23 protein-coding genes are annotated in these 22,454 nt (G+C 42.0%); 1 reads left to right on the top strand and 22 read right to left on the bottom strand.

Translation table 11 applies throughout. The features are described 5' to 3' along the window. Positions 1 to 89 precede the first annotated feature (89 nt). From FD17_RS01325 to FD17_RS01430, 22 genes are all read right to left on the bottom strand, one after another. Positions 90 to 740: a YfbR-like 5'-deoxynucleotidase gene (locus FD17_RS01325; RefSeq protein ID WP_057822960.1), complete on the bottom strand. Its 651-nt coding sequence runs from the start codon at positions 738 to 740 to the stop codon at positions 90 to 92. Positions 741 to 827: 87 nt separating this feature from the next. Beyond that, positions 828 to 1,781: a thioredoxin-disulfide reductase gene (trxB, locus tag FD17_RS01330; protein ID WP_057822962.1), complete on the bottom strand. Its 954-nt coding sequence runs from the start codon at positions 1,779 to 1,781 to the stop codon at positions 828 to 830. Positions 1,782 to 1,859: 78 nt separating this feature from the next. Then, positions 1,860 to 2,756, bottom strand: coding sequence for a UTP--glucose-1-phosphate uridylyltransferase GalU (galU, locus tag FD17_RS01335; RefSeq protein WP_057822964.1), 897 nt, complete (start codon positions 2,754 to 2,756; stop codon positions 1,860 to 1,862). Between the two features lie 22 nt (positions 2,757 to 2,778). Beyond that, positions 2,779 to 3,795: an NAD(P)H-dependent glycerol-3-phosphate dehydrogenase gene (locus FD17_RS01340; protein WP_057822966.1), complete on the bottom strand. Its 1,017-nt coding sequence runs from the start codon at positions 3,793 to 3,795 to the stop codon at positions 2,779 to 2,781. A 33-nt stretch (positions 3,796 to 3,828) separates the two neighbouring features. After that, positions 3,829 to 4,656 carry a prolipoprotein diacylglyceryl transferase gene (gene lgt, locus FD17_RS01345; protein ID WP_404819259.1) on the bottom strand — a complete coding sequence of 276 codons (828 nt, stop codon included), beginning with the start codon at positions 4,654 to 4,656 and terminating at the stop codon, positions 3,829 to 3,831. 12 nt (positions 4,657 to 4,668) lie between these two features. Further along, positions 4,669 to 5,691: an HPr(Ser) kinase/phosphatase gene (hprK, locus tag FD17_RS01350; RefSeq protein WP_176744926.1), complete on the bottom strand. Its 1,023-nt coding sequence runs from the start codon at positions 5,689 to 5,691 to the stop codon at positions 4,669 to 4,671. 56 nt (positions 5,692 to 5,747) lie between these two features. Further along, a complete protein-coding gene (locus FD17_RS01355) occupies positions 5,748 to 6,095 on the bottom strand; it encodes a phage holin family protein (protein WP_057822972.1) in 348 nt (115 codons plus the stop codon). Next, entirely contained in the window at positions 6,096 to 6,425 is a 330-nt protein-coding gene (locus tag FD17_RS01360) for a PspC domain-containing protein (protein ID WP_057822974.1), read from the bottom strand. 88 nt (positions 6,426 to 6,513) lie between these two features. Next, positions 6,514 to 7,170, bottom strand: coding sequence for a phosphate signaling complex protein PhoU (phoU, locus tag FD17_RS01365; protein WP_057822975.1), 657 nt, complete (start codon positions 7,168 to 7,170; stop codon positions 6,514 to 6,516). A gap of 11 nt (positions 7,171 to 7,181) precedes the next feature. Continuing rightward, on the bottom strand, positions 7,182 to 7,940 hold the full coding sequence (gene pstB, locus FD17_RS01370) for a phosphate ABC transporter ATP-binding protein PstB (RefSeq protein WP_057822977.1): 759 nt from the start codon (positions 7,938 to 7,940) through the stop codon (positions 7,182 to 7,184). Between the two features lie 10 nt (positions 7,941 to 7,950). Further along, positions 7,951 to 8,766 carry a phosphate ABC transporter ATP-binding protein PstB gene (gene pstB / locus FD17_RS01375; RefSeq protein WP_057822979.1) on the bottom strand — a complete coding sequence of 272 codons (816 nt, stop codon included), beginning with the start codon at positions 8,764 to 8,766 and terminating at the stop codon, positions 7,951 to 7,953. Between the two features lie 10 nt (positions 8,767 to 8,776). Beyond that, positions 8,777 to 9,667 carry a phosphate ABC transporter permease PstA gene (gene pstA, locus FD17_RS01380; protein ID WP_057822981.1) on the bottom strand — a complete coding sequence of 297 codons (891 nt, stop codon included), beginning with the start codon at positions 9,665 to 9,667 and terminating at the stop codon, positions 8,777 to 8,779. Next, a complete protein-coding gene (pstC, locus tag FD17_RS01385; protein ID WP_057822983.1) occupies positions 9,664 to 10,593 on the bottom strand; it encodes a phosphate ABC transporter permease subunit PstC in 930 nt (309 codons plus the stop codon). The genes pstA and pstC overlap by 4 nt, the downstream gene beginning before the upstream one ends. Before the next feature lie 2 nt (positions 10,594 to 10,595). After that, positions 10,596 to 11,480, bottom strand: a complete 885-nt coding sequence (locus FD17_RS01390) for a phosphate ABC transporter substrate-binding protein PstS family protein (RefSeq protein ID WP_057822985.1) — start codon at positions 11,478 to 11,480, stop codon at positions 10,596 to 10,598. A gap of 197 nt (positions 11,481 to 11,677) precedes the next feature. Then, positions 11,678 to 13,063: a sensor histidine kinase gene (locus FD17_RS01395; protein WP_057823164.1), complete on the bottom strand. Its 1,386-nt coding sequence runs from the start codon at positions 13,061 to 13,063 to the stop codon at positions 11,678 to 11,680. After that, on the bottom strand, positions 13,050 to 13,775 hold the full coding sequence (locus tag FD17_RS01400) for a response regulator transcription factor (protein ID WP_057822987.1): 726 nt from the start codon (positions 13,773 to 13,775) through the stop codon (positions 13,050 to 13,052). The genes FD17_RS01395 and FD17_RS01400 overlap by 14 nt, the downstream gene beginning before the upstream one ends. Positions 13,776 to 13,785: 10 nt before the next feature. Further along, positions 13,786 to 14,946: a PDZ domain-containing protein gene (locus tag FD17_RS01405; RefSeq protein WP_057822989.1), complete on the bottom strand. Its 1,161-nt coding sequence runs from the start codon at positions 14,944 to 14,946 to the stop codon at positions 13,786 to 13,788. Between the two features lie 186 nt (positions 14,947 to 15,132). Continuing rightward, a protein-coding gene (gene prfB / locus FD17_RS01410) for a peptide chain release factor 2 (protein ID WP_191983115.1) occupies positions 15,133 to 16,255 on the bottom strand; the annotation gives its coding sequence in 2 pieces (ribosomal slippage) (positions 15,133 to 16,176 and positions 16,178 to 16,255; 1,122 coding nt in all). A 78-nt stretch (positions 16,256 to 16,333) separates the two neighbouring features. Beyond that, positions 16,334 to 18,697, bottom strand: coding sequence for a preprotein translocase subunit SecA (secA, locus tag FD17_RS01415; protein WP_057822991.1), 2,364 nt, complete (start codon positions 18,695 to 18,697; stop codon positions 16,334 to 16,336). 288 nt (positions 18,698 to 18,985) lie between these two features. Beyond that, a complete protein-coding gene (hpf, locus tag FD17_RS01420) occupies positions 18,986 to 19,546 on the bottom strand; it encodes a ribosome hibernation-promoting factor, HPF/YfiA family (protein ID WP_057822993.1) in 561 nt (186 codons plus the stop codon). Between the two features lie 122 nt (positions 19,547 to 19,668). Beyond that, entirely contained in the window at positions 19,669 to 20,139 is a 471-nt protein-coding gene (locus FD17_RS01425) for a ComF family protein (RefSeq protein WP_235803151.1), read from the bottom strand. 218 nt (positions 20,140 to 20,357) lie between these two features. Beyond that, entirely contained in the window at positions 20,358 to 21,680 is a 1,323-nt protein-coding gene (locus FD17_RS01430; RefSeq protein ID WP_057822998.1) for an ATP-dependent helicase ComFA, read from the bottom strand. A gap of 47 nt (positions 21,681 to 21,727) precedes the next feature. On the opposite strand from FD17_RS01430, the gene FD17_RS01435 reads away from it, so the two are divergent. Beyond that, entirely contained in the window at positions 21,728 to 22,393 is a 666-nt protein-coding gene (locus FD17_RS01435) for a YigZ family protein (protein WP_057822999.1), read from the top strand. Positions 22,394 to 22,454: the final 61 nt, after the last annotated feature.

Here is a 22,454-nt window from a genome sequence, read left to right on the forward strand (position 1 = left end):
ACAACATAAAAAGGCTGCAAGCAAAATCATGTTTTGTTTCAGCCCACTATCAACGTTATTTTACCATACGAACATACTTTCGCCAAAGATTATTCCTTCGAATTATCTTCCTTTTTTAAAACTTTCCTGGTCAATCTTCGTAACTTGTCCTGAGTCGTAAAGTTTTCAGCCAGCATTTCAGGAATAACCTTGGTTAAAACATATTGGACACAGTGCATATCACGATATTCCAGCATTGTTGATAAGCTTTCTTTATACATTTCCGGATAGACTTCTTCAGGATTTCCTTTTTGAATTTCACCGAAGGATTCATATAGCAGGTCAACTTTATCAGCAACGGCCAAAATTCGGCCTTCCAACGTATCATCCTTACCTTCAGACAAACGTCTTCGATAAGCATCCTGAAATTCTTTTGGAATTTCGTTTTGAACAAAATTTTCCGTCAATTTGTCATCAACATCCGCTAACATTGTCCTCAATACAGGTGTTGCATACTTAACAGGTGTTTTAATATCGCCGATAAATCGTTCTGTATAATCATGATTCAGCGCTTTTTCGTACAACGCCCGCCAATCAACATTCTCACCGGCATTTTCTTCAACATCGCCTAAAAATTGAGCAATTTCAGTAACCTTAAACGAATGGGCAGCAACTGAATGCTGCTCAAATTTAAAGTACCCAGGTGCCCTGTTAATCAATTCCAGTTCGTCCAGACTTTCCAAATATTGATGCATTCCCATCGATAAATCCCCCGTTTCTTCACAGCAAAAGGGGCCGCTGACAAAACAAATGTTTAGTCACGGCCTCCTTGTCTGTAAAATATTTAATTAATGTTCCGAAACACTTGATTTTTCTTTGTCGCTAAGTGATTCAACATACTTAAATGCTTGTTGACCGGCAATTCCGCCTTCACCAACGGCAGTTGCAATTTGGCGAAGATCTTTTTGTCGAACGTCTCCAATCGCATAAATACCTGGGATAGCAGTTTCCATTTGGTCAGTGGTCTTAATCCAACCGTCTTTATCGGTGATCTTAAGATCTTTGAAAGCGTCGGTCATTGGCAGCAAACCAACATAGATGAACACACCAGATGTTTCAACCGTTGAAGTCTCATTAGTTTGATTGTTAACGACTTTAACACCAGTGACCTTGTTATCGTCACCAAGTACTTCAGTGACGTTGGAATTCCAGACAAAGTCGATCTTGTCATTGGCAAATGCACGGTCTTGGATAATTTTTTGTGCACGAAGTTGGTCACGACGATGAATAACTGTTACATGGTTAACGATTCCTGACAGATATGATGCTTCCTCAATCGCAGAATCGCCACCGCCGACAACGACAACATCTTTGTTCTTGAAGAACGCACCATCACAGACAGCACAGTAAGAAACACCCTTGCCGCCATATTCGTGTTCACCGGGAATACCTAATTTTTTATATTCTGAACCAGTTGCAATAATGACTACTTTAGCCTGCAACTCATCTTCATCAGTTTTGACAATTTTGTAATCGCCATGGTCTTCAACAGAGCTGACAGTTCCATAGACATATTCAGCACCAAAATTAACTGAACTGTCGTACATGTTTTGTGCCAAATCAGGGCCCATGATTGATTTGAAGCCTGGGTAATTTTCGATAGCGGCCGTATTATTCATCTGACCACCATAAATTCCCCGATCAATCATTGCAACTGACAGATTTGCGCGTGATGCATATAATGCGGCTGTCATTCCGCCGGGGCCGGCACCAATAATCACGACATCATATTGTTTTGCCATATGGATCCTCCCTTTGATAATCAAAATTCATTATAAATTAATTTACTATGAAAAAGTAAGCTTGTCCAGCAGATACACTTACTTCTTTTTATCTTCAGCGCTCAATTGAGCACCTAAATCTTTCAAATAAGATCTCAAACCATCGGCAATTTCTGGATGACGGAGGCCGAAAATAATATTTGTCTTCAGCCAACTCAATTTGTTTCCAGTATCAAATCGTTCACCTTTAAACTCATGGGCAAAAACCCGTTGCGTTTGGTTAAGCGTATCAATCGCTGAAGTCAATTGAATTTCGCCGGTCTTATCAGGTTTGGCATTTTCGAGAATCCCAAAAATTTCTGGAGTCAGCAAATAACGGCCGATAATGGCCAAATCGCTGGGAGCTTTCTCTGGAGAAGGCTTTTCCACAAACTTCTTGACGTTGAACAACCCAGGCCGAACCTCTTCAGAAGGATCAATCACACCATATTTGGAAATATCCTTATGGGCGACTTTTTTGACAGCCAACGTTGAAGCGCCGGTCTGTTGATAGCTTTCCATCAGTTGCTTGGTCAAAGGCACCTTATCCTGCATCACATCGTCACCCAGCATGACAATAAATGGTTCATTGCTGATGAAGCTGCGGGCAGTATAGATTGCATCCCCGAGTCCACGTGGATGCGACTGACGAATGAAATAAATGTTCATATCGTTAGTCTTGCGGATGGTCTCTAGAATATCATTCTTGTGGCGTTCTTCCAAATTCATTTCCAACTCCGGATTGGAGTCAAAATGATCTTCAATTGAACGCTTACCTTTGCCAATCACAATGACGATATCCTTAATACCGGCTTGTTTAGCTTCCTCAACGATAAATTGAATAGTTGGGGTATCAACAATTGGCAGCATTTCTTTAGGTAACGCTTTGGTTTCCGGTAAAAATCTGGTACCTAGTCCTGCGGCAGGAATAACTGCTTTGGTGACTTTTCTTGTCATAGTTTACTGCACCTTCTCTTATTTATTCAATTTCTGAACGACCTTCACGGGTCATTAATTGATTGATGGTTTCTTTGATATCTGCCCCATCATAAAGAACATGGTAAATCGCTGAAGTGATTGGCATTTCAACCCCACGCTTCTTGGACAGCTCATAAGCGGCACGAGTTGTCGCAATTCCTTCAATCACCATGCCCATATTCTTAACAACTTCATCTAAAGAATGTCCTTTTCCAAGCTCATTACCAGCCCGCCAGTTTCGAGAGTTTGTGCTTGTTGCAGTCACAATAATATCACCAACGCCTGAAAGACCGATAAAGGTCAATGGGTTGGCACCAAACGACGTTCCAAGACGAGAGATTTCGGCAAGGCCACGAGTCATTAAAGCGGCTTTGGCATTGTCTTTGTATCCTAAGCCGTACAAAGCGCCGGCTCCAAGAGCAATAATATTTTTCAATGCAGCACCAATTTCAACGCCGATGACATCGTCACTGGTATAAACACGGAAATAATTGTTCATAAACAATCCCTGAATCTCTTCGGCAGCATGAGCATTGTCGCTGGCAACGGTCACCAAAGTGATGTCATGGGTAACGACGTCTTCAGCTTGACTGGGGCCGGAAAGCACGGAAATTGAATTGCGGTTTTTGGCATCAATTTCCTGAGCCAGTACTTGTGACAATCTGAGGTAGGTTTTTTCTTCAATTCCTTTTGAAGCATGGATAATGTTAACTTTTTGATTTCTTTCGGTCAAAATAGCCGCAACTTGTTTGGCAACTGAACGGGTAACTTGGGTTGGAACCACAAACAAAATGTAATCAACACCATCAATTGCTTCCTTCAGATCATTTGTAGCAACGAGTGAGTCGGAGAAAGTGAAATTCTTGATGTACTTTGTGTTGGTATGCTGTTCGTTAAGTTCCTTAACCTGCTGTGGATTGTATGACCACAGTTTAACATCTGAACCATTTTCATCTAATAGGCTTGCGAGAACGCTTCCCCAAGAACCTGCACCAAGCACTGCAACTTTTTTAGCCATGATAAATCTCCTCTATATTAATAAACGATTATTTTACTTTAATTTGGAACCTTCCAAATACCACGGATTATATGGATTTCGGCGACGGTAAACAACTAAGCAGATTGCACCGACAAACAAAACAATTGAAAGAATCTGTGACACTCTGAGCGCCCCCAGCATCAAACTATCTGTCCGCATCCCCTCGACAAAAAATCTGCCGAACGAATACCACATAACATACGTCAAAAACACCTCGCCACGCTTGAACCAATGGGGATTGTGCCTTAATGAAATGATTACCAGAAAGCCCAACAGACTCCAAAGCGATTCATACAAAAACGTCGGTTGGCGATATGCACCGCTGATAAACATCTGATGAATAATAAACGGTGGCAGATGCAAACCCTGCAAGAAGCTCAGCGATGTCGCCTGCCCAAAGGCTTCCTGATTCATAAAGTTCCCCCAACGACCAATGGACTGGGCCAATAACACCGTGGGTGCGGCGACATCCAACATCAGCCAAACCGGGATGAACCTGTGGCGACAGAACAGGATGACGACAATCATCGCCCCAATTAAGGAACCGTAAATTGCGATCCCGCCATCCCAAATTTTGATGATTTCGCCGGGGTTGTCCTTATAATAGCTCCACTGGAAAACCACGTAGTACAAACGGGCGCAAATCAATGCTGCCGGCAATGCCCACAATATCATGTCGTAAATATCATCTGATTTAATACCGCGTTTATTACCTTCACGGGTCGCCAGATAGACCGCTAAAAGAACACCACTGGCAATAATGATACCATACCAGTGCACTTCAATTGGTCCCAGATTAAAGGCAATCGGGTTTAGGGCCAAACTTAATAGATTTACCAAAATAACGATCTCCTATTTCTTATCTGAATCTTTATTGTTATCGTCGATGAGATCTTTATTCTTTTCCTCAACGTGTTGCTGTTCTTCTTTATGTTTCTCATCATTTTTACTATTAACCTTAATGAGGTTATTCAAGTTTCGATCGAAAGTCTCAGTGGCATCATATCCCATGCTTTGAGCACGGAAGTTCATGGCTGCGGCTTCGATAATAATCGCCAAATTTCGACCGGTTCTGACTGGAATCGTAATCTTTGGAACGTCCACATCAAAAATGTGAACGTTTTGAGTACCGTTACCCAATCGATCAAATTTTGCTTCTTTGGTATAGTTGGCAAGATGAATAATCAAGGCAACCTTTGTCTGACTTCTAACAGCACCGGCTCCGAACAGGGTCATCACGTCAATAATGCCAATTCCTCTAATTTCAAGCAAGTGGCGTAAGATAGCGGGTGCTGTCCCCATCAATGTCTGCTCATCTTGTTGATAGACTTCAACCCGGTCATCGGCAATCAAACGATGACCTCGTTTAACAAGCTCCAAAGCGGTTTCACTTTTACCAATCCCACTGTCTCCGGTTATAAGAATCCCAAGGCCATAAACATCTACCAACACACCGTGAAGGGACTTCCGTTCTGCCAACTTATCATCAAGATAGTTCGTCATGTTACTGAGAACCCGTGATGTTGTCAGCTTGGAACCCAATACTGGAATGTGTTGTTGTTTAGCCGCTTCCAAGAGTTCCTCAGGGGGATCCAGTTGTGTTGACACCACAAAAGCTGGTGTCTGAGGCTGACACATTTGCTGCATGACACTCAGCAGTTCCTCGTGAGACATCCCTTTGGAATATGAAATTTCGGTAATTCCAAGCAGCTGAATCCGTTTAACCGGATAATAATTAAAGAATCCAGTCAACTCCAGTCCTGGCCGGGAAATATCTGCAGTAGAAATCGACCTTTCTTCAAGGTATTCCTTACCATAATAGACGTCCAACCTGGCATTTTTAACTAAATCAGCTACCGTTACACTTTCAGTCAAGAACATCCCTCCTCAGTTAATCACTATAATTTTATCACTTTGGGGCCTGCAAGTCGCTAGGGCCGTTGGAAATATTCAGCAATAATCCAACTGACAATGGACATTAAGACAGCAACCAATATCGCCATCCAAAATGATGAAAATCGAAATCCAGCACCAACAATCACGGCCGTCAACTCCAACATTAGACCATTAATCACAAGGGTAAATAGTCCCAATGTCATCAAGTTGATAGGTAAAGATAAAATTGTAATGATCGGCCGAACCAGCCAGTTCAGGACTGCCAAAACCAACGCAGCCAGAAAAGCGATACCAACGCTGGCAACATAAAAGTCAGCCGGAAAGAATCCGCTGATGGCCATAAATAAAATCGTGTCAACCAGAACAGTCGTTAAAAATCTCACTTATTGGCCCCTTTTCTGGTCATCATGAACATCTTTTTCCTCTACGTCATGGATGACTTTTCTAGATTTATCAGTAGAAGTTCCACCGGTAAAAGTGGATTTAAGTTGGTCAAAAGGCGAACCAACACCTGGATTGTCCAGTGGTATTGTGAACATCATAATGATATAAGCAATAATTGCCACAACATCAATTGCAGGTGTAAATGCCAAAATCACGTATAAAATACGTACTAACGTTGAGTTCCAACCAAAATAATTGGAAATTCCTCCAAGAACTCCTGAAATCACCCGATTGGTGGCTGAGCGTCGCAATTTCTTATTCTTATTCATCCTCATGCCTCCAGAATATAACTTCTAGCTTAAGATTATCTAAAAAAGGCACTGCAATCAAGTATGCAGTGCAAAATATCAACCATTCTTAATTTAATTCAATAATTTTTCCAGTTGCCAGATAAACCGTCCATTCACAAATGTTGGTACTGTAATCACTGACCCGACCCAAGTCCTTTGCGACATTCAGGTAGATGATTGCTGAGCTGACAATTTCAGGGTTCTTTGCCATGGCCTGATAACTTGGTGACGCAATATCATTGTATAATTGGTCAATCTTTTTATCATACAATTGAGCGGTTTTTTTAGCTTTATCCTTGTCTGCATCGCCATAAGATTCAATTGAATCATCGTACTGCTCACTAACTTCTTGAGCCATGGTCGCAATAATTTCTTCAACTGAGGCAATTCGCTGCTTACCTTTAATCTCAACCACTGATCTAGCGACATTTCGTGCGTGGTCCCCAGCCCGTTCCAAATCAGTAACGGCTTTCAAAATCCCGACAACTTCTCGAAGATCACCCGTAACTGGTTGGTACAAGGCAATCATTTCAAATGACCTCTTTTCAATATGAATCTGGAGATGGTTAATGTCGTGATCGTTGGTAATGACAGCATTGGCTTTTTCAGTATCGTGATCAACAAAAGCCTGGCCGGCACTATTGACTGCTTCACCGACCAACGCACCCAATTTCATAAAATCTGCTTTTAAAGTAATAATTTCTTCGTCAAAAACTTTCCCCATACGCTTCTCTCCTATCCGAATCGTCCGCTGACATAATCCTCCGTTTGCTTCTCATCGGGATTAACGAACATTTTAGTTGTATCGTCATATTCAACAACTCTGCCTTCCATAAAGAATGCTGTTTTGTCAGAAATGCGGGAAGCCTGCTGCAGGTTGTGGGTAACGATTATTATTGTATAATCTTTTTTCAGTTCAAGCAAAGTATTTTCAATCTTTGCACTGGAAATTGGATCCAAAGCACTGGTTGGTTCATCCATTAAAATGACAGACGGTGATACCGCCAAAACTCTGGCAATACAGATCCGCTGTTGCTGCCCACCTGAGAAAGATAAAGCATTATCATACAAATTGTCTTTAACCTCATCCCAAACTGCCGCTTGTTTTAAGCTGGTCTCGACAATCTCGTCCAACTTTTGCTTGTCACGAATACCGGCAATCCGTAATCCGTAGGTGATGTTGTCATATACGGAAAATGGAAATGGATTGGGCTGCTGAAAAACCATCCCAATGGATTTTCTTAATTCAACCAGGTTGGTCTGAGGTGAGTAAATATTGTTACCGTGAAATTGAACGTTACCGGTAATTGTCACCCCATCGATCATGTCGTTCATTCGATTAAGACAACGCAGAAAGGTTGACTTTCCACAACCTGAAGGTCCGATCAAAGCTGATATCTGGTTCGGCTGAAAATCTAAGTGAATCCCATACAGTGCCTGAAAATCACCATAAAACAAATCGAGATTATCTGCTGAAATAATTGATTCTGACATGTTTGCCCTCCTAACCAAAGTTTCCTGATACATAATCGTCGGTCATCTGAACTTTGGGCCTCGTAAAGACCTTCCTGGTTTTATTGTACTCAATCGCCTCACCCATATTGAAGAAGACTGTATAGTCACTTAATCTGGCTGCCTGCTGCATGTTGTGGGTTACGATGATGATCGTATAATCTTTTTTAAGTTCCCGTAAAGTCGCTTCCAGCTGCTGAGTTGAAACTGGATCCAGCGCGCTGGCAGGCTCATCGAGGAGTAAAACATCAGGTTGTACAGCTAATGCCCTGGCAATACATACCCGCTGAGCTTGGCCACCGGATAAGGAAAGTGCGCTTTTATTCAAACTGTCCTTAACCTGATCCCAGACGGCTGCCTGTTTTAAGGTTGTTTCAACAACCCGGTCCAAAGTTTTCTTATCGTGAACACCACGTCGTTGCAAAGCAAAAGTCACATTATCATAGATTGATTTGGCAAATGGGTTGGGACGCTGAAACACCATTCCAATCCGCCGGCGAACTTCATAAACGTCAATTTTAGGTTGATTGATGTTAACGCCTTGATAAAGGATTTCGCCTTTAACGGTCGCGATGCCATCATTCATTCGATTAAGTGAACGCAGAAAAGTTGATTTTCCTGATCCAGAAGGACCAATCAAAGCTGTAATTGTATTCTTTTCAAATTTCAAGTCGGCGTTTTGCATTGCCAAACTTTTTCCGTAGTAAATTTCGAGATTTTTGGTTTCCATTGTGATTTCAGTTTCTTCAGGATTGAAATCATAAATAAACCGTTTTGGCTTGTTATTTAATTCAGTTGTATTTTGCATTTCATCCCACCTACTTTACTGAAGTCATTCGTTCAAAGACTTTTCGACCAATAAATCTTGCTGATAGATTAAATATCAAGATCGCCAAAACCAGAACCGCAGCGGCTCCGGATGAGACCTGAGTTAAATCTGGCATGATTCCTTCAGAATTAATCTTCCAGATGTGGACTGCCAATGTTTCAGCCGGACGTAAGGGGCTCAATGGACTGTCAATGTTGAACGGGTTCCAGTCGGCAAAGTTCAATGCCGGTGCACTTTGACCAGCCGTATAAATCAAGGCAGCGGCTTCACCAAACACCCGACCTGAACAAAGGATAATCCCGCTGATAATTCCCGGTAAGGATGCCGGAACGACAATGTGAATAATTGTTTCATATTTGGAAAGTCCAAGGCCAAGGCCACCCTGTCTTTGATCATCAGAAACATTTGCCAATGAGTCCTCAATATTTCTGGTCAGTAACGGTAAGTTGAAAATCGTTAAAGTTAACGCGCCGGAAATAATCGAGAATCCATAGTTAAACTGGACAACAAACAGCAGGAATCCAAACAGACCAACAACCACTGAAGGTAATGAGCTCAGGATTTCAATGGCAGTTTTGATCGTGGATGTAAACCAATTATCCTTCGCATATTCATTGAGGTAAATGGCTGCTCCCAATGCAATCGGAAGTGAAATCAGCATCGCCAAAACCAGTAGATAAAATGAGTTGAATAATTGAATTCCAATTCCGCCACCAGCGTTAAATGCTTTAGCCGGTGAGGTCAAAAAATGCCAACTGACATTTGGTAACCCGGTGATAAAGATATAGCCAATCAAAAACGCCAAGATAAGAACGACGAATCCGGCAACCATTTTCAGACAGGCAATGGCGAAACGACTTTGCTTTTGAGTTCGATTCATTTCTTAAACGCTCCCTTTCGACCAATCATGTGGACAACCAAGTTGAAGAATAGTGACATAACCAACAGAACCAGTGCAAGTGACCAGAGAGCGTCATTTTGCATCGATCCCATAACCGTGTTCCCCATTCCAGCCGTCAACACCGAGGTCAATGTTGATGCGGGAGACGTTAGGTTTTGCGGCATCAAAGCTGCATTACCAATAACCATCTGAACGGCCAGTGCCTCACCAAAAGCCCGAGCCATTCCGAAAACAACGGCCGTCAAAATACCTGGTGTAGCCGCTCTTAGAACCACTTTCCAGATAGTCTGCCATTTGGTAGCACCCAGCGCCAATGAAGCCTGCCGATAGAACTGAGGCACTCCTTTTAACGCGTCAACGGTCATCGAAACAATTGTTGGCAAAATCATAACAAAGAGAACAAATGTCCCGGAAAGGATTCCAAAACCACTACCGCCGAAAGTATTTCGGACAAATGGCACAACAACTGAGAGGCCAATGAAACCATACACAACTGACGGAATTCCAACCAACAACTCTGTAACCGGCTGAAGAATTTTAGCACCACGTTTGGGGGAGATTTCAGTCATGTAAACTGCTGTTCCAATAGCAAACGGGGTTGAAAGCAAAGCTGCCAATATCGTGACTAAAAATGATCCAACAATCATTGGTAATGCACCGACCGCCTGATGACCGCTCGGTGTTTTGGTCCCCGGATTCCATAAGGTTCCTGTGAAGAAATCTTTAACCGAGACCCCATCTTTAAAAAACGTTGCCAACCCTTTGCTGGCAACAAATACAATAATTCCAAGGACAATTGCCATAATGAGGAGTAGCGCTGAAAGACTGAGCAGACGGCCAAAGCGCTCATATCGGGCAGTCTTAGACTTTTTCATCAATTGTTTTGCTAATTTTTGGTTTTGCACAGCTATTCCCCCGATCCTTTTGTGATTTTACCCTGCCAAGTTCTTTGATATTGCATATCTTTGACTGAAATGTAACCGAGCTTGTTAAAAAGGGTCGTTTGAATGTGATCGTTTTTAAGATAACTGAGGAATTTTTTGGTTAACCCAGTCGGTTGACCACGGGTATAAATGTGTTCATAAGACCAAATCTTCCACTTATTATCCATGACATTCTTTTCTGTCGGGTGAATGCCGTCAATACTGATCGGATGAACACTCTTATTCAAGTATCCAAACGATACATAACTAATGGCACCAGGAGTTGTTGAAACAATCTGCCGAACAGTTCCGGATGAATCCTGCTCTTGAGCTGTCGCACTCTCATGCCCCTTGAGGCCATATTCTTCAAAGGTAACCCGAGTTCCACTGCCTTGGGATCGATTAATCAAAGTGATTGGCAGATTTGGCCCACCTAACTGTTTCCAATTCGTGTACTTTCCAGTAAAAATGGCAATCAGTTGGGCAGTGGTTAAATTGTTAATGCCAACTTTATCGTTAGTGATTGGTGCAACCCCAACCACGGCAATTTTGTGATCAACAAGTCCTTTGGGATTGATTCCCGCTTTTTCTTCGGCGAACAGATCAGAATTTCCCATTTGAACTGCACCAGATTCAATTTGACTCAAACCGGTACCTGATCCGCCTCCTTGGACGTTGATAAAGATGCCGGCATGATCCGCAGAATACTGTTCGCTGGCAGCTTCAACCAGTGGCTGTAACGCGGTTGATCCAACGGCGGTAATCGATTGTTGATTAGTCGACGTTTTACTTCGGGCGTTGTAGGCCCCAATTCCGGCAACGATAATAACCACACAAAGCAGTAACTTTAAGATTGTCTTTTTTCGCATCAAAATTCCTCCTTGAATCTTCATATATCATTGTATGAAATCAATGTAAATATTTGACCGAATGAATGTAAATGTTTTGTAAATAAACAATGGGGTGTTCCTAATTCTCACAGACAAAATAAAAAGTCGTGGGCAATCCCGCGGCTTTTGCGATTTTAGAATGTAAATTTAATATTCAAAATTGTAAAAATTGGGCATCATTTTTCAGCCTGCTTTTCATCGTCTTTAACAATCGGGAAGTTGACCGTAAAGGTTGAACCAACACCCCGCTGGCTTTTAACATCAATTGTTCCACCAACTGCATCAACCATTTCTTTAACAATCGAGAGGCCCAATCCTGTGCCGCTAACTTTCTGCTTTGTCCGCGAATCGTCTGCCCGGTAAAATCGTTCAAACAATCTGGAAATATCTTTTTGGGCAATTCCAATTCCAGTATCAGAAACATGTAGCTGCCAAAAGCTGTCATTATCAGAGTATTCAATATTAACTTCCCCGTTGGGACGATTATACTTAACGGCGTTACTGACCAAATTGCGCAAAATTCTTGTAAGCGTCGTTGTGTCAGCGATGACTTCAACATGTTCAGGAATTTTGTTATGAATTGTCACATTATTATTGGCGGTCATTGACTTATAAGATGCAAGTTCGGAATTGACGAAATCATGCAGTGGCAATGGCTTGTAATCATAATTGGTGCCATTTTGAATGTGGGAAATCGTCAAAACATCCTGAACCAGAAAAGCCAGTTGATCACTTTGTTGGTCAATAATTTTCAAAAACTCCACCAAGCTCTTCTTGTCATTCATGGCCCCGTCAAGAAGCGTTTTTGTGAAGCCGGAAATTGCAGTGATCGGCGTTTTTAACTCGTGACTTGCATTTCTCAAAAAGTCGATCTGCATTTGTTTGACGTTGATAATGTCTGAAATATCATACATAATCACCAAAATGTGAAAATCGTTATCCAACCGGTTAAAAAGAACACTGGTGTCCCATGTAACTGGTGATGCACCAACGCTCTGGACCTCTTCATGCTGAGATTTATGATTATTAAACACATTTTCAATTAAGGAAAGCAATTGGTAATTCCGAACATCCTGAGTGTATGGATGAACCTGTGCAAGAATATCTCTACCAAGCATGACGGACATTTTATGGTTCGCAAAAATAACGTCATGCGTCGAATCAATTACCATGACACCGACTGGCAGACTGGAAAGAATTGTAATTAGTTCGACATTACTGTTACGGATGCTTTTCCCTTCATCTTGTTGGCGGCTTTGAAGTTCGTTTAACTGATCGGCAATTCCCTTTAAGGGGTTGCTGGGTTCAACGAATAGTGGGACTGCGGGATGATGAGCAACGATATTGGCAGTCATTACCTGCAGCTGTTTTAACAATTTATCATGATGGCGGTATTCAATGATCAGCCTGATTCCAGCAATCACGGCTGCAAACATAAGTAATAGGGCAAAGTCGTCCCAGCCAGATTCGCCGGTTGAAAAACCATAAAAAAGCACGGCCAATACGGCAATGCTTAAACTAACAACGATTAAAATTTGCTTATAGATATTACTCAGCGTCATCATCCCCAGTGGAGAATTCATAGCCAAAGCCTCGAACAGTTTTAAGATACTTCGGCTGTTTTGGATCTGGTTCTATTTTTTCACGTAGATGGGCAATTTGAATGTCGACCATTCGACTTTGACCGGAATAGTCAAAGCCCCAAACTCCTTGCAGCAGCTGATCTCTGCTCAGAACCTGATTCTCATGGCTGACCAGGTACTGCATTAATTCAAATTCCTTTGGGGTGAGCTTCAGATTTTTGTTGTTCACAGTTACCCGATACTTTTTATGATCAATCGTAAAGGGACCGGTTGTTTCAACATTCCCAGATGGTTTAGGCTTTGTGTCGCCTTCTTTGGTGGCACTCTTTTCATATCTTCGGAGAACTGCGTTGATTCGAGCAATCACTTCTCGTGGACTAAATGGCTTTGGGATATAATCATCTGCCCCCATTTCGAGACCAAACACCTTATCAAACTCTGTGTCCTTAGCCGTTAACAGAATAACCGGGGTATCGTTTCTGTCCATTCGCAATTGCTTAAGAACTTGTTCACCACTCATTTGCGGCAGCATTAAATCCAACAGGACAATGTCAAATTGGCCATTTTCAGCCATTGAGAGGGCGTCAACACCATTGGTGGCACTTTGCACCTCAAAATTTGCCTGTTTTAAATTATATTCCAATAGCGTCACAATTGCTGGTTCATCATCAACTACAAGCACTTTTTTCACGGTGATCCTCCTAATTACTAAACTCAGTATATGTCTTAACACCAATCTCGTGAGGCGAATTCTTGAAGATTGCCGATTCAGTTATTTTCAACTGATCATTTCGATCACGAACTTTGAAGCGGCAGTATGTCGAATTGGTACTGAGTGCCCGATAAAACTCATCTTCGTTGGTAATTTTAATTCCGTTAACTTCAAAAATAACATCCCCAACTTTAAGATCCATCTTAGCTGCTGGCGTTTCTGGCTGAATGCCAATCACTCTGACCCCATCCATCACTTCACTATACTCAAAGTTCTGCTTGCTATCATTGTGCTTGGCCATTGCGAGAGCAAGATAATACCCAAGCAGTAAAATGATAATCGCCGGCAAAATGATTTTTGGAACAAAGTAGCCGATAACCGAAAAACCAACACCAACCGCGACAATGACATACAAGGACTTGCTTAACGCCTTGAACAGTTCTCGGGGAATGCTTCTCTTAACGGTAAATTTCATCCCGATCAGAATTGGAACCAACAACAACGCATATGAATGGTTATTAATCTGGAATAATGGCATAAACGGAAAGCTGGTGTGGATCCAATTTCCGGGAATAAAGAGTAAAAACGGGAAGATCGAAATTTCGTTAAACTTGTAAACTGCCGTCTTGTTATTCCTTTGGTTACGAACTAAAGTTGGTGAATCAAACCGACCACCATTAACATTCACGTAAACAGCGGTTGCAAGTGTAATGGCCACGAACACGATCAGTATGTTAATCGGTGCGACTGATGTTTGATTGATCCCAATTTGTTTAAACCAATTAACAATAGGATGAAGTTGAGAAATATTGGGTAGCACCAGCGTGATGATACTGGCTGCCCCAGCAATCGTAATAGGCAGTAACCACCAGGGAAGCAGCAACAAGCCAACTGCCATCAATCCCTCATATATGATGAGCCATTCGAGGGAAATGCTTAAGAAGCCACCTAGAATAATGGACGCCAAAACACCAAAAATCAATCCCATCCGAACAAAATGACGGCCCTCATAAAAATCGTCATAAATAGCAGAATTGAATATTGCCCGTTCCTTTTTTAGTCGGTTTGTGTGGATCATGTAAACCCGGATAACCCCAATCCACAAAGCGGGTTGTAATACAAAGAAACCAAACGCTATTAAAAATTTCATTATGTCTCGTCCTCACCAATAATTATAAAGCTAGTATATCATTTATTGCCTGTCGATTTAAATTAGTTTCTAATCAACAAAGTGTTAAACAATCAGATTATGTAAAAAGGCTGGGGTCAAATTATCATTTTGATCGCCAGCCTACATATTTTTTCGATTGAAATGAGAAATTTGTCAAAAACCGGTTTATTCCGGATTTTTTTGACTCAACTGCCACTGAAGATAAGCGTTGATGAACGGATCCAGGTCCCCATCCATCACACCACTGACGTTAGCCGTCTCATAGTTGGTACGATGATCTTTGACCATGGAATATGGGTGAAAGACATATGAGCGGATTTGCGATCCCCAGCCGATGTCTTTTTGTTCGCCTTCAATTTTCGCTTTTTCCTCGGCCTTTTTTTCTTCTTCACGTTCATACAATTTGGATTTCAACATGTTCATGGCCGTCTGACGGTTTTGCAGCTGGGAACGCTGTGCCTGACTTGCCACCACAATTCCAGTTGGAATATGCGTAATTCGAACTGCTGATGATGTTTTGTTAACATGCTGACCACCGGCTCCGCTTGAACGGTATACATCGACCTTCAAATCATCCGGGTTGATATCGATCGATACATCATCATTCAATTCTGGCATCACATCAACTGATGCAAACGATGTGTGACGACGACCGGCCGAGTCAAATGGTGATAGTCTGACCAGACGATGAATCCCCTTTTCTGAACGTAGATAGCCATATGCGTTTTCACCGCTGATCAATATCGAAACACTGTTAAGACCGGCAACGTCACCGACTTGGTAGTCCAGTGTCTGAACGGTAAATCCATGTGCCTCTGCCCACCGTGTATACATCCTTAATAACATGGAGCCCCAATCCTGAGCTTCGGTTCCACCGGCACCCGGATGGATTTCAAGAATGGCATTGTTCCGGTCGTACTTACCGTTCAACAGCAAAGTCAGCTGATAGCGATCCAGTTGTGCTTTCAACTTCTTTTCGTCAGCTTCAAACTCTTCTTCCATTCCAGAGTGGGAATCTTCACTGATCAATTCAAGCGTGACTTTCAAATTATCCAATTGATTTTTTAAAGAGACAAAACTGTCACGCTTTGTTTTCAATTGATTCGTTTGATCAATCAACTTTTGAGCTGATTCCTGATCATCCCAAAAGCCTGGTTCAGCCATCTTTGACTCGTTAATTGCGATGCTTTCACTCAACGCATCGAAGTCAAAGTGACCTCCTAAAGCCATCGATGGCTTTTTGCATTTCAGCGATTTGTTTTTTTGACTCACTTATTTCAAATGTCATATTATTCTCCCTAATTTTTGTTCGGATTCAAAGAAAGAATCCAAACAATGAGATTGCCGGATTCTTTCAAATGATCTATTAACGTTGCATATTTTGACGAATTTCAGCCTTCATGAACAGACGGGTAGCATCATATTCAATATCAGCAATCATTTCTTCAAACATCTTGTAACCCTCTCGTTGGTATTCAACAAGTGGGTTTTGTTGACCATAGCCACGAAGACCGATTGATTGACGCAATTGATCCATGATATCAATGTGGTCTGTCCAATGAGAATCAACAACTCGTAAAATAACAACCTTCTCAAATTCAAGCATTTGAGATTGATCATAAAGTTGTTCTTGCTTTTCTTTATATTCTTTATTAGCCAGGTCCATCAACATCTTCTTGATTTCATCAGCTGATTTGCCTTGGAAGTCTTCCAAAGAAATTTGATCTGGACTAACCATTGCACTAATCGCAAAGTCCAAAATGGTCTGGAGATCCCAGTCTTCTTTTTCTCCCTGAGTATGCAAATCGACAATTCGGTTAATGGTCCGTTCTATCATCGGTAGGATAACCCACTTCAAGTCTTTTTGCTCATCGATGACTTCACGACGTTCACCGTAAATAACTTCACGCTGTTGTCTCATAACATCATCATATTGCAAAACGTTCTTCCGTGAATCGTAGTTGTTACCTTCAACCCGCTTTTGAGCAGATTCAACTTGCTTGGTGATCATTCTTGAACGAATAACGGCATCTTCACCTTCAACATTCAAATGCTCCAAGAAGTTTTTGATCTTTTCTGAACCGAAACGACGCATTAAATCATCTTCAAGTGACAAGTAGAATTGTGACAAACCAGGATCACCCTGACGACCTGAACGGCCACGAAGCTGATTATCAATACGGCGTGATTCATGTCGTTCAGTACCAATAACGGCCAAACCGCCAAGTTCAACCACACCGGGTCCTAATTTAATATCAGTACCACGACCGGCCATGTTGGTAGCGATGGTAACGGCACCACGTTGACCGGCGTTGGCAACAATTTCAGCTTCCTTCGCATGGTTCTTGGCGTTCAAAACAACGTGAGGAATCTTTTCTTCATCAAGTCGTTGAGACAGATATTCTGATGTTTCAACCGCCACAGTACCAACCAGCATTGGCTGACCTTTTGTATGAAGTTCCTTGATTTTATTGATAACCGCTTCAAATTTTGATTCAAGAGTTGGGTACAAAATATCAGGATGGTCAACACGAACAACCGGCTTGTTGGTTGGAACAGAAATAACTTCCATGTTATAGATCTCACGGAATTCTTCTGCTTCAGTCTTGGCAGTACCAGTCATACCGGCTAACTTTTTATACATCCGGAAGAGGTTTTGGTAAGTGATGGTTGCCATTGTCTTACTTTCCTCATTAATGGTAACCCCTTCTTTTGCTTCAAGGGCTTGGTGCAGACCATCAGAGAATCGGCGACCTTCCATGATCCGACCGGTAAATGAATCAACAATTTTGACTTCGTCGTCTTGGACCACGTAATCCTTATCGCGAAGCATGATAAAGTTGGCACGCAAAGCCTGGTCCAAATGGTGGGTCAAGGCAGTGTTGTCAGTGTCATACAGGTTCTTCAAGTTGAAATACTTTTCAGCTTTTTCGATCCCTTGATCGGTTAATGAAACGGTCTTGGTTTCCAAATCAAGCTTGAAATCATCAGTCTCATGCAAAGTCTTCGCGAATCTATCAGTTCTTTGATAAAGATCAGAGGTTCCGCTTGATTGACCTGAAATGATCAATGGGGTACGGGCCTCATCAATCAAAATGGAGTCAACTTCATCGACAATCGCAAAGTTCAGCGGACGCTGAACCATTTGTTCCTTATAAGCAACCATGTTGTCACGCAGGTAATCGAAACCGATTTCTCCGTTGGTTGAATAGGTAATGTCAGCAGCGTATGCTTCACGCTTCTCATCGGCATCCTTTTCAGTTGTGTTGACACCAACAGATAAGCCAAGCCAGTTGTACAACTCGCCCATTTCAGTGGCATCACGTTGAGAAAGGTATTCGTTAACTGTAACAACGTGAACCCCTTCTCCTGCAAGTGCATTTAAATAAACTGGCATAGTGGCAGTCAAAGTCTTACCTTCACCAGTCTTCATTTCTGCAATATTTCCTTCATGAAGAACAATTCCACCCATGATTTGGACGTGGAATGGATACAATCCCAAGACTCGCTTGGCCCCTTCTCGGGCAACGGCAAATGCTTCCGGAAGCAGATCATCGAGTGTTTCGCCTTTTTGGTAACGTTCCTTTAATGCCGGTGTCTTGGCTTGTAATTCTTCATCACTGAGTTGACGATACTCTTCAGCATACGAACCAACTTTGTCAGCAATTTTACTGAGTCGTTTTTGTTCGCGTGTATCACTTTCAACCCATGTTCTTAAAATATTAGCCATTAGTAAATTCCCTTCTAAATTAAAATACTGTTCAAATTTTTCATAGTATTTGTGGACTGCATACTTATTTAGTGTAACATTTTAGGCCGCTTATGAAAACACAAAAAACAATGCATCAGCGGCATTTAACCATGATAATACATTTTGAACAGATATGAAAGGTTAACGGACCAAAAATACGCAAATTTATTCGTTTTGGGAATAAAAAAGTTGGGAACGAATTAATGACTCATTCATCCCCAACTTCAACGCGTGACATGATGAAATGCCCGCTAATTATTGTAAATATTATTCTTCGCCGGTTTCGATCAGACCATAACGGCCGTCATTACGACGGTAAACAATGTTGATCCCTGAAGTTTCTGCATCTTCATAGATGAAGAAATCATGGCCCAGCATGTCCATTTGAAGAATGGCTTCCTCATTGTCCATTGGTTTCAAAGCTAATTGCTTTGTCCGAACAACTTGGAACTTGGATTCATCATCGGAATCCGAACTGCTGGTATCGGCAGCTGGTGCAAACTCAAGGTTCTTGAACCCTTTTTCACGAGATTTACGGTTAACCTTGGTCTTGTACTTACGAATTTGACGCTCGAGTTTATCTGTTACCAAATCAACGCTGGCATACAAATCGTTAGACATTTCTTCGGCTCTCAAAGTTAAGTATGGTAAAGGAATGGTTACCTCAACTTTTGCTTGCTTATCTGGATAAACCTTCAAATTGACATGAGCTGTATTTTTCATGTCCTTTTCAAAGTACTTCTCCAGTTTACTGATCCGCTTTTCAACATAATCACGAATCGCCTGGGTTACCTCAATGTTTTCACCACGAATGTTAAAAATTAGCATAGCGTTCTCTCCCTTCACCATTAAAGGCTTAATGGTCCATTAATGAAATCACTTTCATTACTGGCTACAACTTTAGTATAATTGAAAGTTTGCATTTTAACAATCATTGGGTCTGGATTTCTTTAACGAGCTAAGGTTAACCCCCTGACGGAAGTAGCACCGTACTGGTATAACAGGTTAGCCGCATGCCTTATGGTTGTACCGGTTGTGTAAACATCGTCAACTAATAAAATTGCCTTATTCTTGATTAAAAATTTTTTTGATTGAATCATTTCAAACGGTTGAATAAGCTCCAACCTGTCCCGTCGATTCTTTGCAGATTGAGGGACAGTTTTTCTTTTTAGCTTGACTTTGAGAACCTCTGAAAATCTCACATATTCTAACAGCCCCGTCACCTGGTTGAATCCGCGATTAGCCATCGTGTCCATGCTGACAGGGATTGGCACAATGACGGCATTGGTTTTGTGGAGCCGATCACGGACTCCTTGTGAAAAAACTTTACGCAAACGATAATCGCCGTTAAATTTATACTGTTTCATGTAATCCTTCATGAACGAATTATATTCAAACAGCGCGGTGTTCATAAACCGCATTGAATCAGGGCCCTCCCACCTGAGACAGTCATTGCAGTGGCTAGGCATCCCTGCCGTTTGCCTTCTCCCACATCCATCACAGGTTGGCAAGGTGGATAAATCTGAAAATTGGGAGTTGCAGTCACTGCAGACGCTTGGGTTTGGGAGCGGAGTCAAGCGCACAATATCGGTTAACGACATTTCGTCCCTGATCGGTGAACTGCACAAAAGACATGTTTTCATAGACTGGCCGCCTTTCGATTCATCATTTTTATCTGGCGATCGCATGATTTGATATTACTGGTTTTTGCCTCACAATAAAAAATAACCTGACCAGTTGGACGGTCAGCGTTTCGTCCAACCCGTCCGGCAATTTGAACCAATGCTGCCGCTGAAAATATTTCGTCATCAGCCTTCAAAACCAATACATCAATTCCAGGAAAGGTGACCCCCCTTTCCAAAATTGTTGTGGTAATCAAAAAATCAAGCCTTCGATTTCGCATAAGGGCAACTTTTTCAATTCGCTTTGGGTCAGCTGAATAAACAGTTTCAAAACTCGCAGCAACCTCTGCATGAGTGATTGCATCGGCAACCCGTTGCAAGTCTTTGATGTGGGGAACAAATAATAAGAATCGCTGCTGCCCGTTAACCAACTGATTGATCATCTTGAGAACCTGTTTAGGCAGACTGCCATCTTTGGTAATCTGTTCTAAGTGGCGAATCCGACAAACGCTGATTTCGGGTAAAAAATGGCCGTGATATCTAATAGGCAAATAGCTCACCGACAGATGTTTTCGTGAAATTGCGCGAAATAGACTTTTATCAGGCGTTGCCGTGAGATACAGCATGGCACTGTCTGGCTTGACGGCATTCTTAACAGCAAAGTGAAGCATCGGATTGCCGGAATAAGGGAAAACATCCACCTCGTCGATAATCAAAACATCGAATGCATGGTAGAATCGGAGAAGCTGGTGAGTGGTACAAATGGTAATTTGGCTGTATTTATAGGGTTGTTCACTTTTACCATGGAGCAGCACAATCGAGACCTTGTCAAAGGCCGCTTGAACCCTTGGAAACAGCTCAATACAAACATCGACTCTGGGCGATGCTATGCCCACCCTTAGACCCCTGGCAACTGCCCAGGCAATGCCTTTAAAGAGCATTTCTGTTTTACCTGCCCCGGTCACAGCCCATAACAAGTGGCGCTGCTGCTTCTGAAAAACTTGAATAACGTCATTCGCACATTGTTCTTGGAGCTTGGTTAATTGTCCATTCCAAGACAACGGCTGTTCGATTGGTCTAAAGTGATTCGGCTCCTCAATAAACGCCAATTGCGTCAAGGTATCAATCCGTCCCATTTGAATGCAAACGTAACAGTAATATTGATTGCGCGGTAAATAAGCCAGTGACCGGTTTAATCTTGACCCGCAGCGGGCACAAGACAGCCCTTGCTCCGTGTTGATGGCATCACGCATCTTCACTTCCGAAACGGCTGCCAATTCTGGTGTAAGATCCCGGGCGGGCATTTGGCGGCCGTACAACTCTGATATATCATTAATCATAGAAAGTCACCTCACACATTAAATACGTAAAAACTGGAGGAATCCTTTTGAAAAACGAATCTCTAACAATTAAATCAAATGGTACCCATGAAATTGAAATCAAAAAATCCCGTTTCATCTGCACAATGGAAAGGATCGAAACCGAGGATCAGGCTAAAAATATCATCGCCAAAGTTTCAAAAGAAAATGCAAAAGCCAATCATAATTGTTTTGCCTACATGTTGGGAGACGATGACCATATTCAACGGGAAAGTGATAACGGTGAGCCATCCGGCACTGCCGGGGTCCCAATTCTTGAAGTTCTCAAAATGAATGAACTCCACAACGTTCTGGCTGTCGTCACCCGTTACTTTGGTGGCATCAAGTTGGGAGCGGGCGGTTTGATTCGTGCATACAGCAATGCCACCTCAACAACTATCGATTCGCTTGGGATCGTCAAGCTGGTCAACAAACAGGAATTAACATTAACGATTGACTACAATCAATTTGATAAATTAAAATATTTTCTTGAACAAGAATCGATTCCAATCGAAGCAACTAACTATACAGATAAAATTGATGTCGTCATTGCCGTAAGTGATGCCGGCTTTGATGCCCTGATCACCCAAATCACCAATTTGTTAAGTGATCAATTCAGTTATAAAAAAGGCAAATATAAAATCTTTGAAGTTCCCTATTCACGTGAAGATCGACAAAATGATGAAAACAAATAAAAGGAGACTGCCCAGCAACGGACAGTCTCCCTTTATGTAAAATGCTCTAAATCCATTTAAA

The organism is Lentilactobacillus sunkii DSM 19904 (genome assembly GCF_001435575.1).
Lineage (GTDB): Bacteria > Bacillota > Bacilli > Lactobacillales > Lactobacillaceae > Lentilactobacillus > Lentilactobacillus sunkii.

Coding starts and splice junctions, on each gene's coding strand:
- phoU (WP_057822975.1), bottom strand. CDS start 7,170: ATGGGGAAAGTTTTTGACGAAGAAATTATTACTTTAAAAGCAGATTTT.
- FD17_RS01390 (WP_057822985.1), bottom strand. CDS start 11,480: ATGCGAAAAAAGACAATCTTAAAGTTACTGCTTTGTGTGGTTATTATC.
- FD17_RS01425 (WP_235803151.1), bottom strand. CDS start 20,139: ATGCGGTTTATGAACACCGCGCTGTTTGAATATAATTCGTTCATGAAG.
- FD17_RS01340 (WP_057822966.1), bottom strand. CDS start 3,795: ATGGCTAAAAAAGTTGCAGTGCTTGGTGCAGGTTCTTGGGGAAGCGTT.
- trxB (WP_057822962.1), bottom strand. CDS start 1,781: ATGGCAAAACAATATGATGTCGTGATTATTGGTGCCGGCCCCGGCGGA.
- secA (WP_057822991.1), bottom strand. CDS start 18,697: ATGGCTAATATTTTAAGAACATGGGTTGAAAGTGATACACGCGAACAA.
- hpf (WP_057822993.1), bottom strand. CDS start 19,546: ATGCTAATTTTTAACATTCGTGGTGAAAACATTGAGGTAACCCAGGCG.
- FD17_RS01325 (WP_057822960.1), bottom strand. CDS start 740: ATGGGAATGCATCAATATTTGGAAAGTCTGGACGAACTGGAATTGATT.
- pstB (WP_057822979.1), bottom strand. CDS start 8,766: ATGCAAAATACAACTGAATTAAATAACAAGCCAAAACGGTTTATTTAT.
- pstA (WP_057822981.1), bottom strand. CDS start 9,667: ATGAATCGAACTCAAAAGCAAAGTCGTTTCGCCATTGCCTGTCTGAAA.
- FD17_RS01430 (WP_057822998.1), bottom strand. CDS start 21,680: ATGATTAATGATATATCAGAGTTGTACGGCCGCCAAATGCCCGCCCGG.
- FD17_RS01395 (WP_057823164.1), bottom strand. CDS start 13,063: ATGACGCTGAGTAATATCTATAAGCAAATTTTAATCGTTGTTAGTTTA.
- FD17_RS01360 (WP_057822974.1), bottom strand. CDS start 6,425: ATGAATAAGAATAAGAAATTGCGACGCTCAGCCACCAATCGGGTGATT.
- galU (WP_057822964.1), bottom strand. CDS start 2,756: ATGACAAGAAAAGTCACCAAAGCAGTTATTCCTGCCGCAGGACTAGGT.
- FD17_RS01405 (WP_057822989.1), bottom strand. CDS start 14,946: ATGAAATTTTTAATAGCGTTTGGTTTCTTTGTATTACAACCCGCTTTG.
- pstB (WP_057822977.1), bottom strand. CDS start 7,940: ATGTCAGAATCAATTATTTCAGCAGATAATCTCGATTTGTTTTATGGT.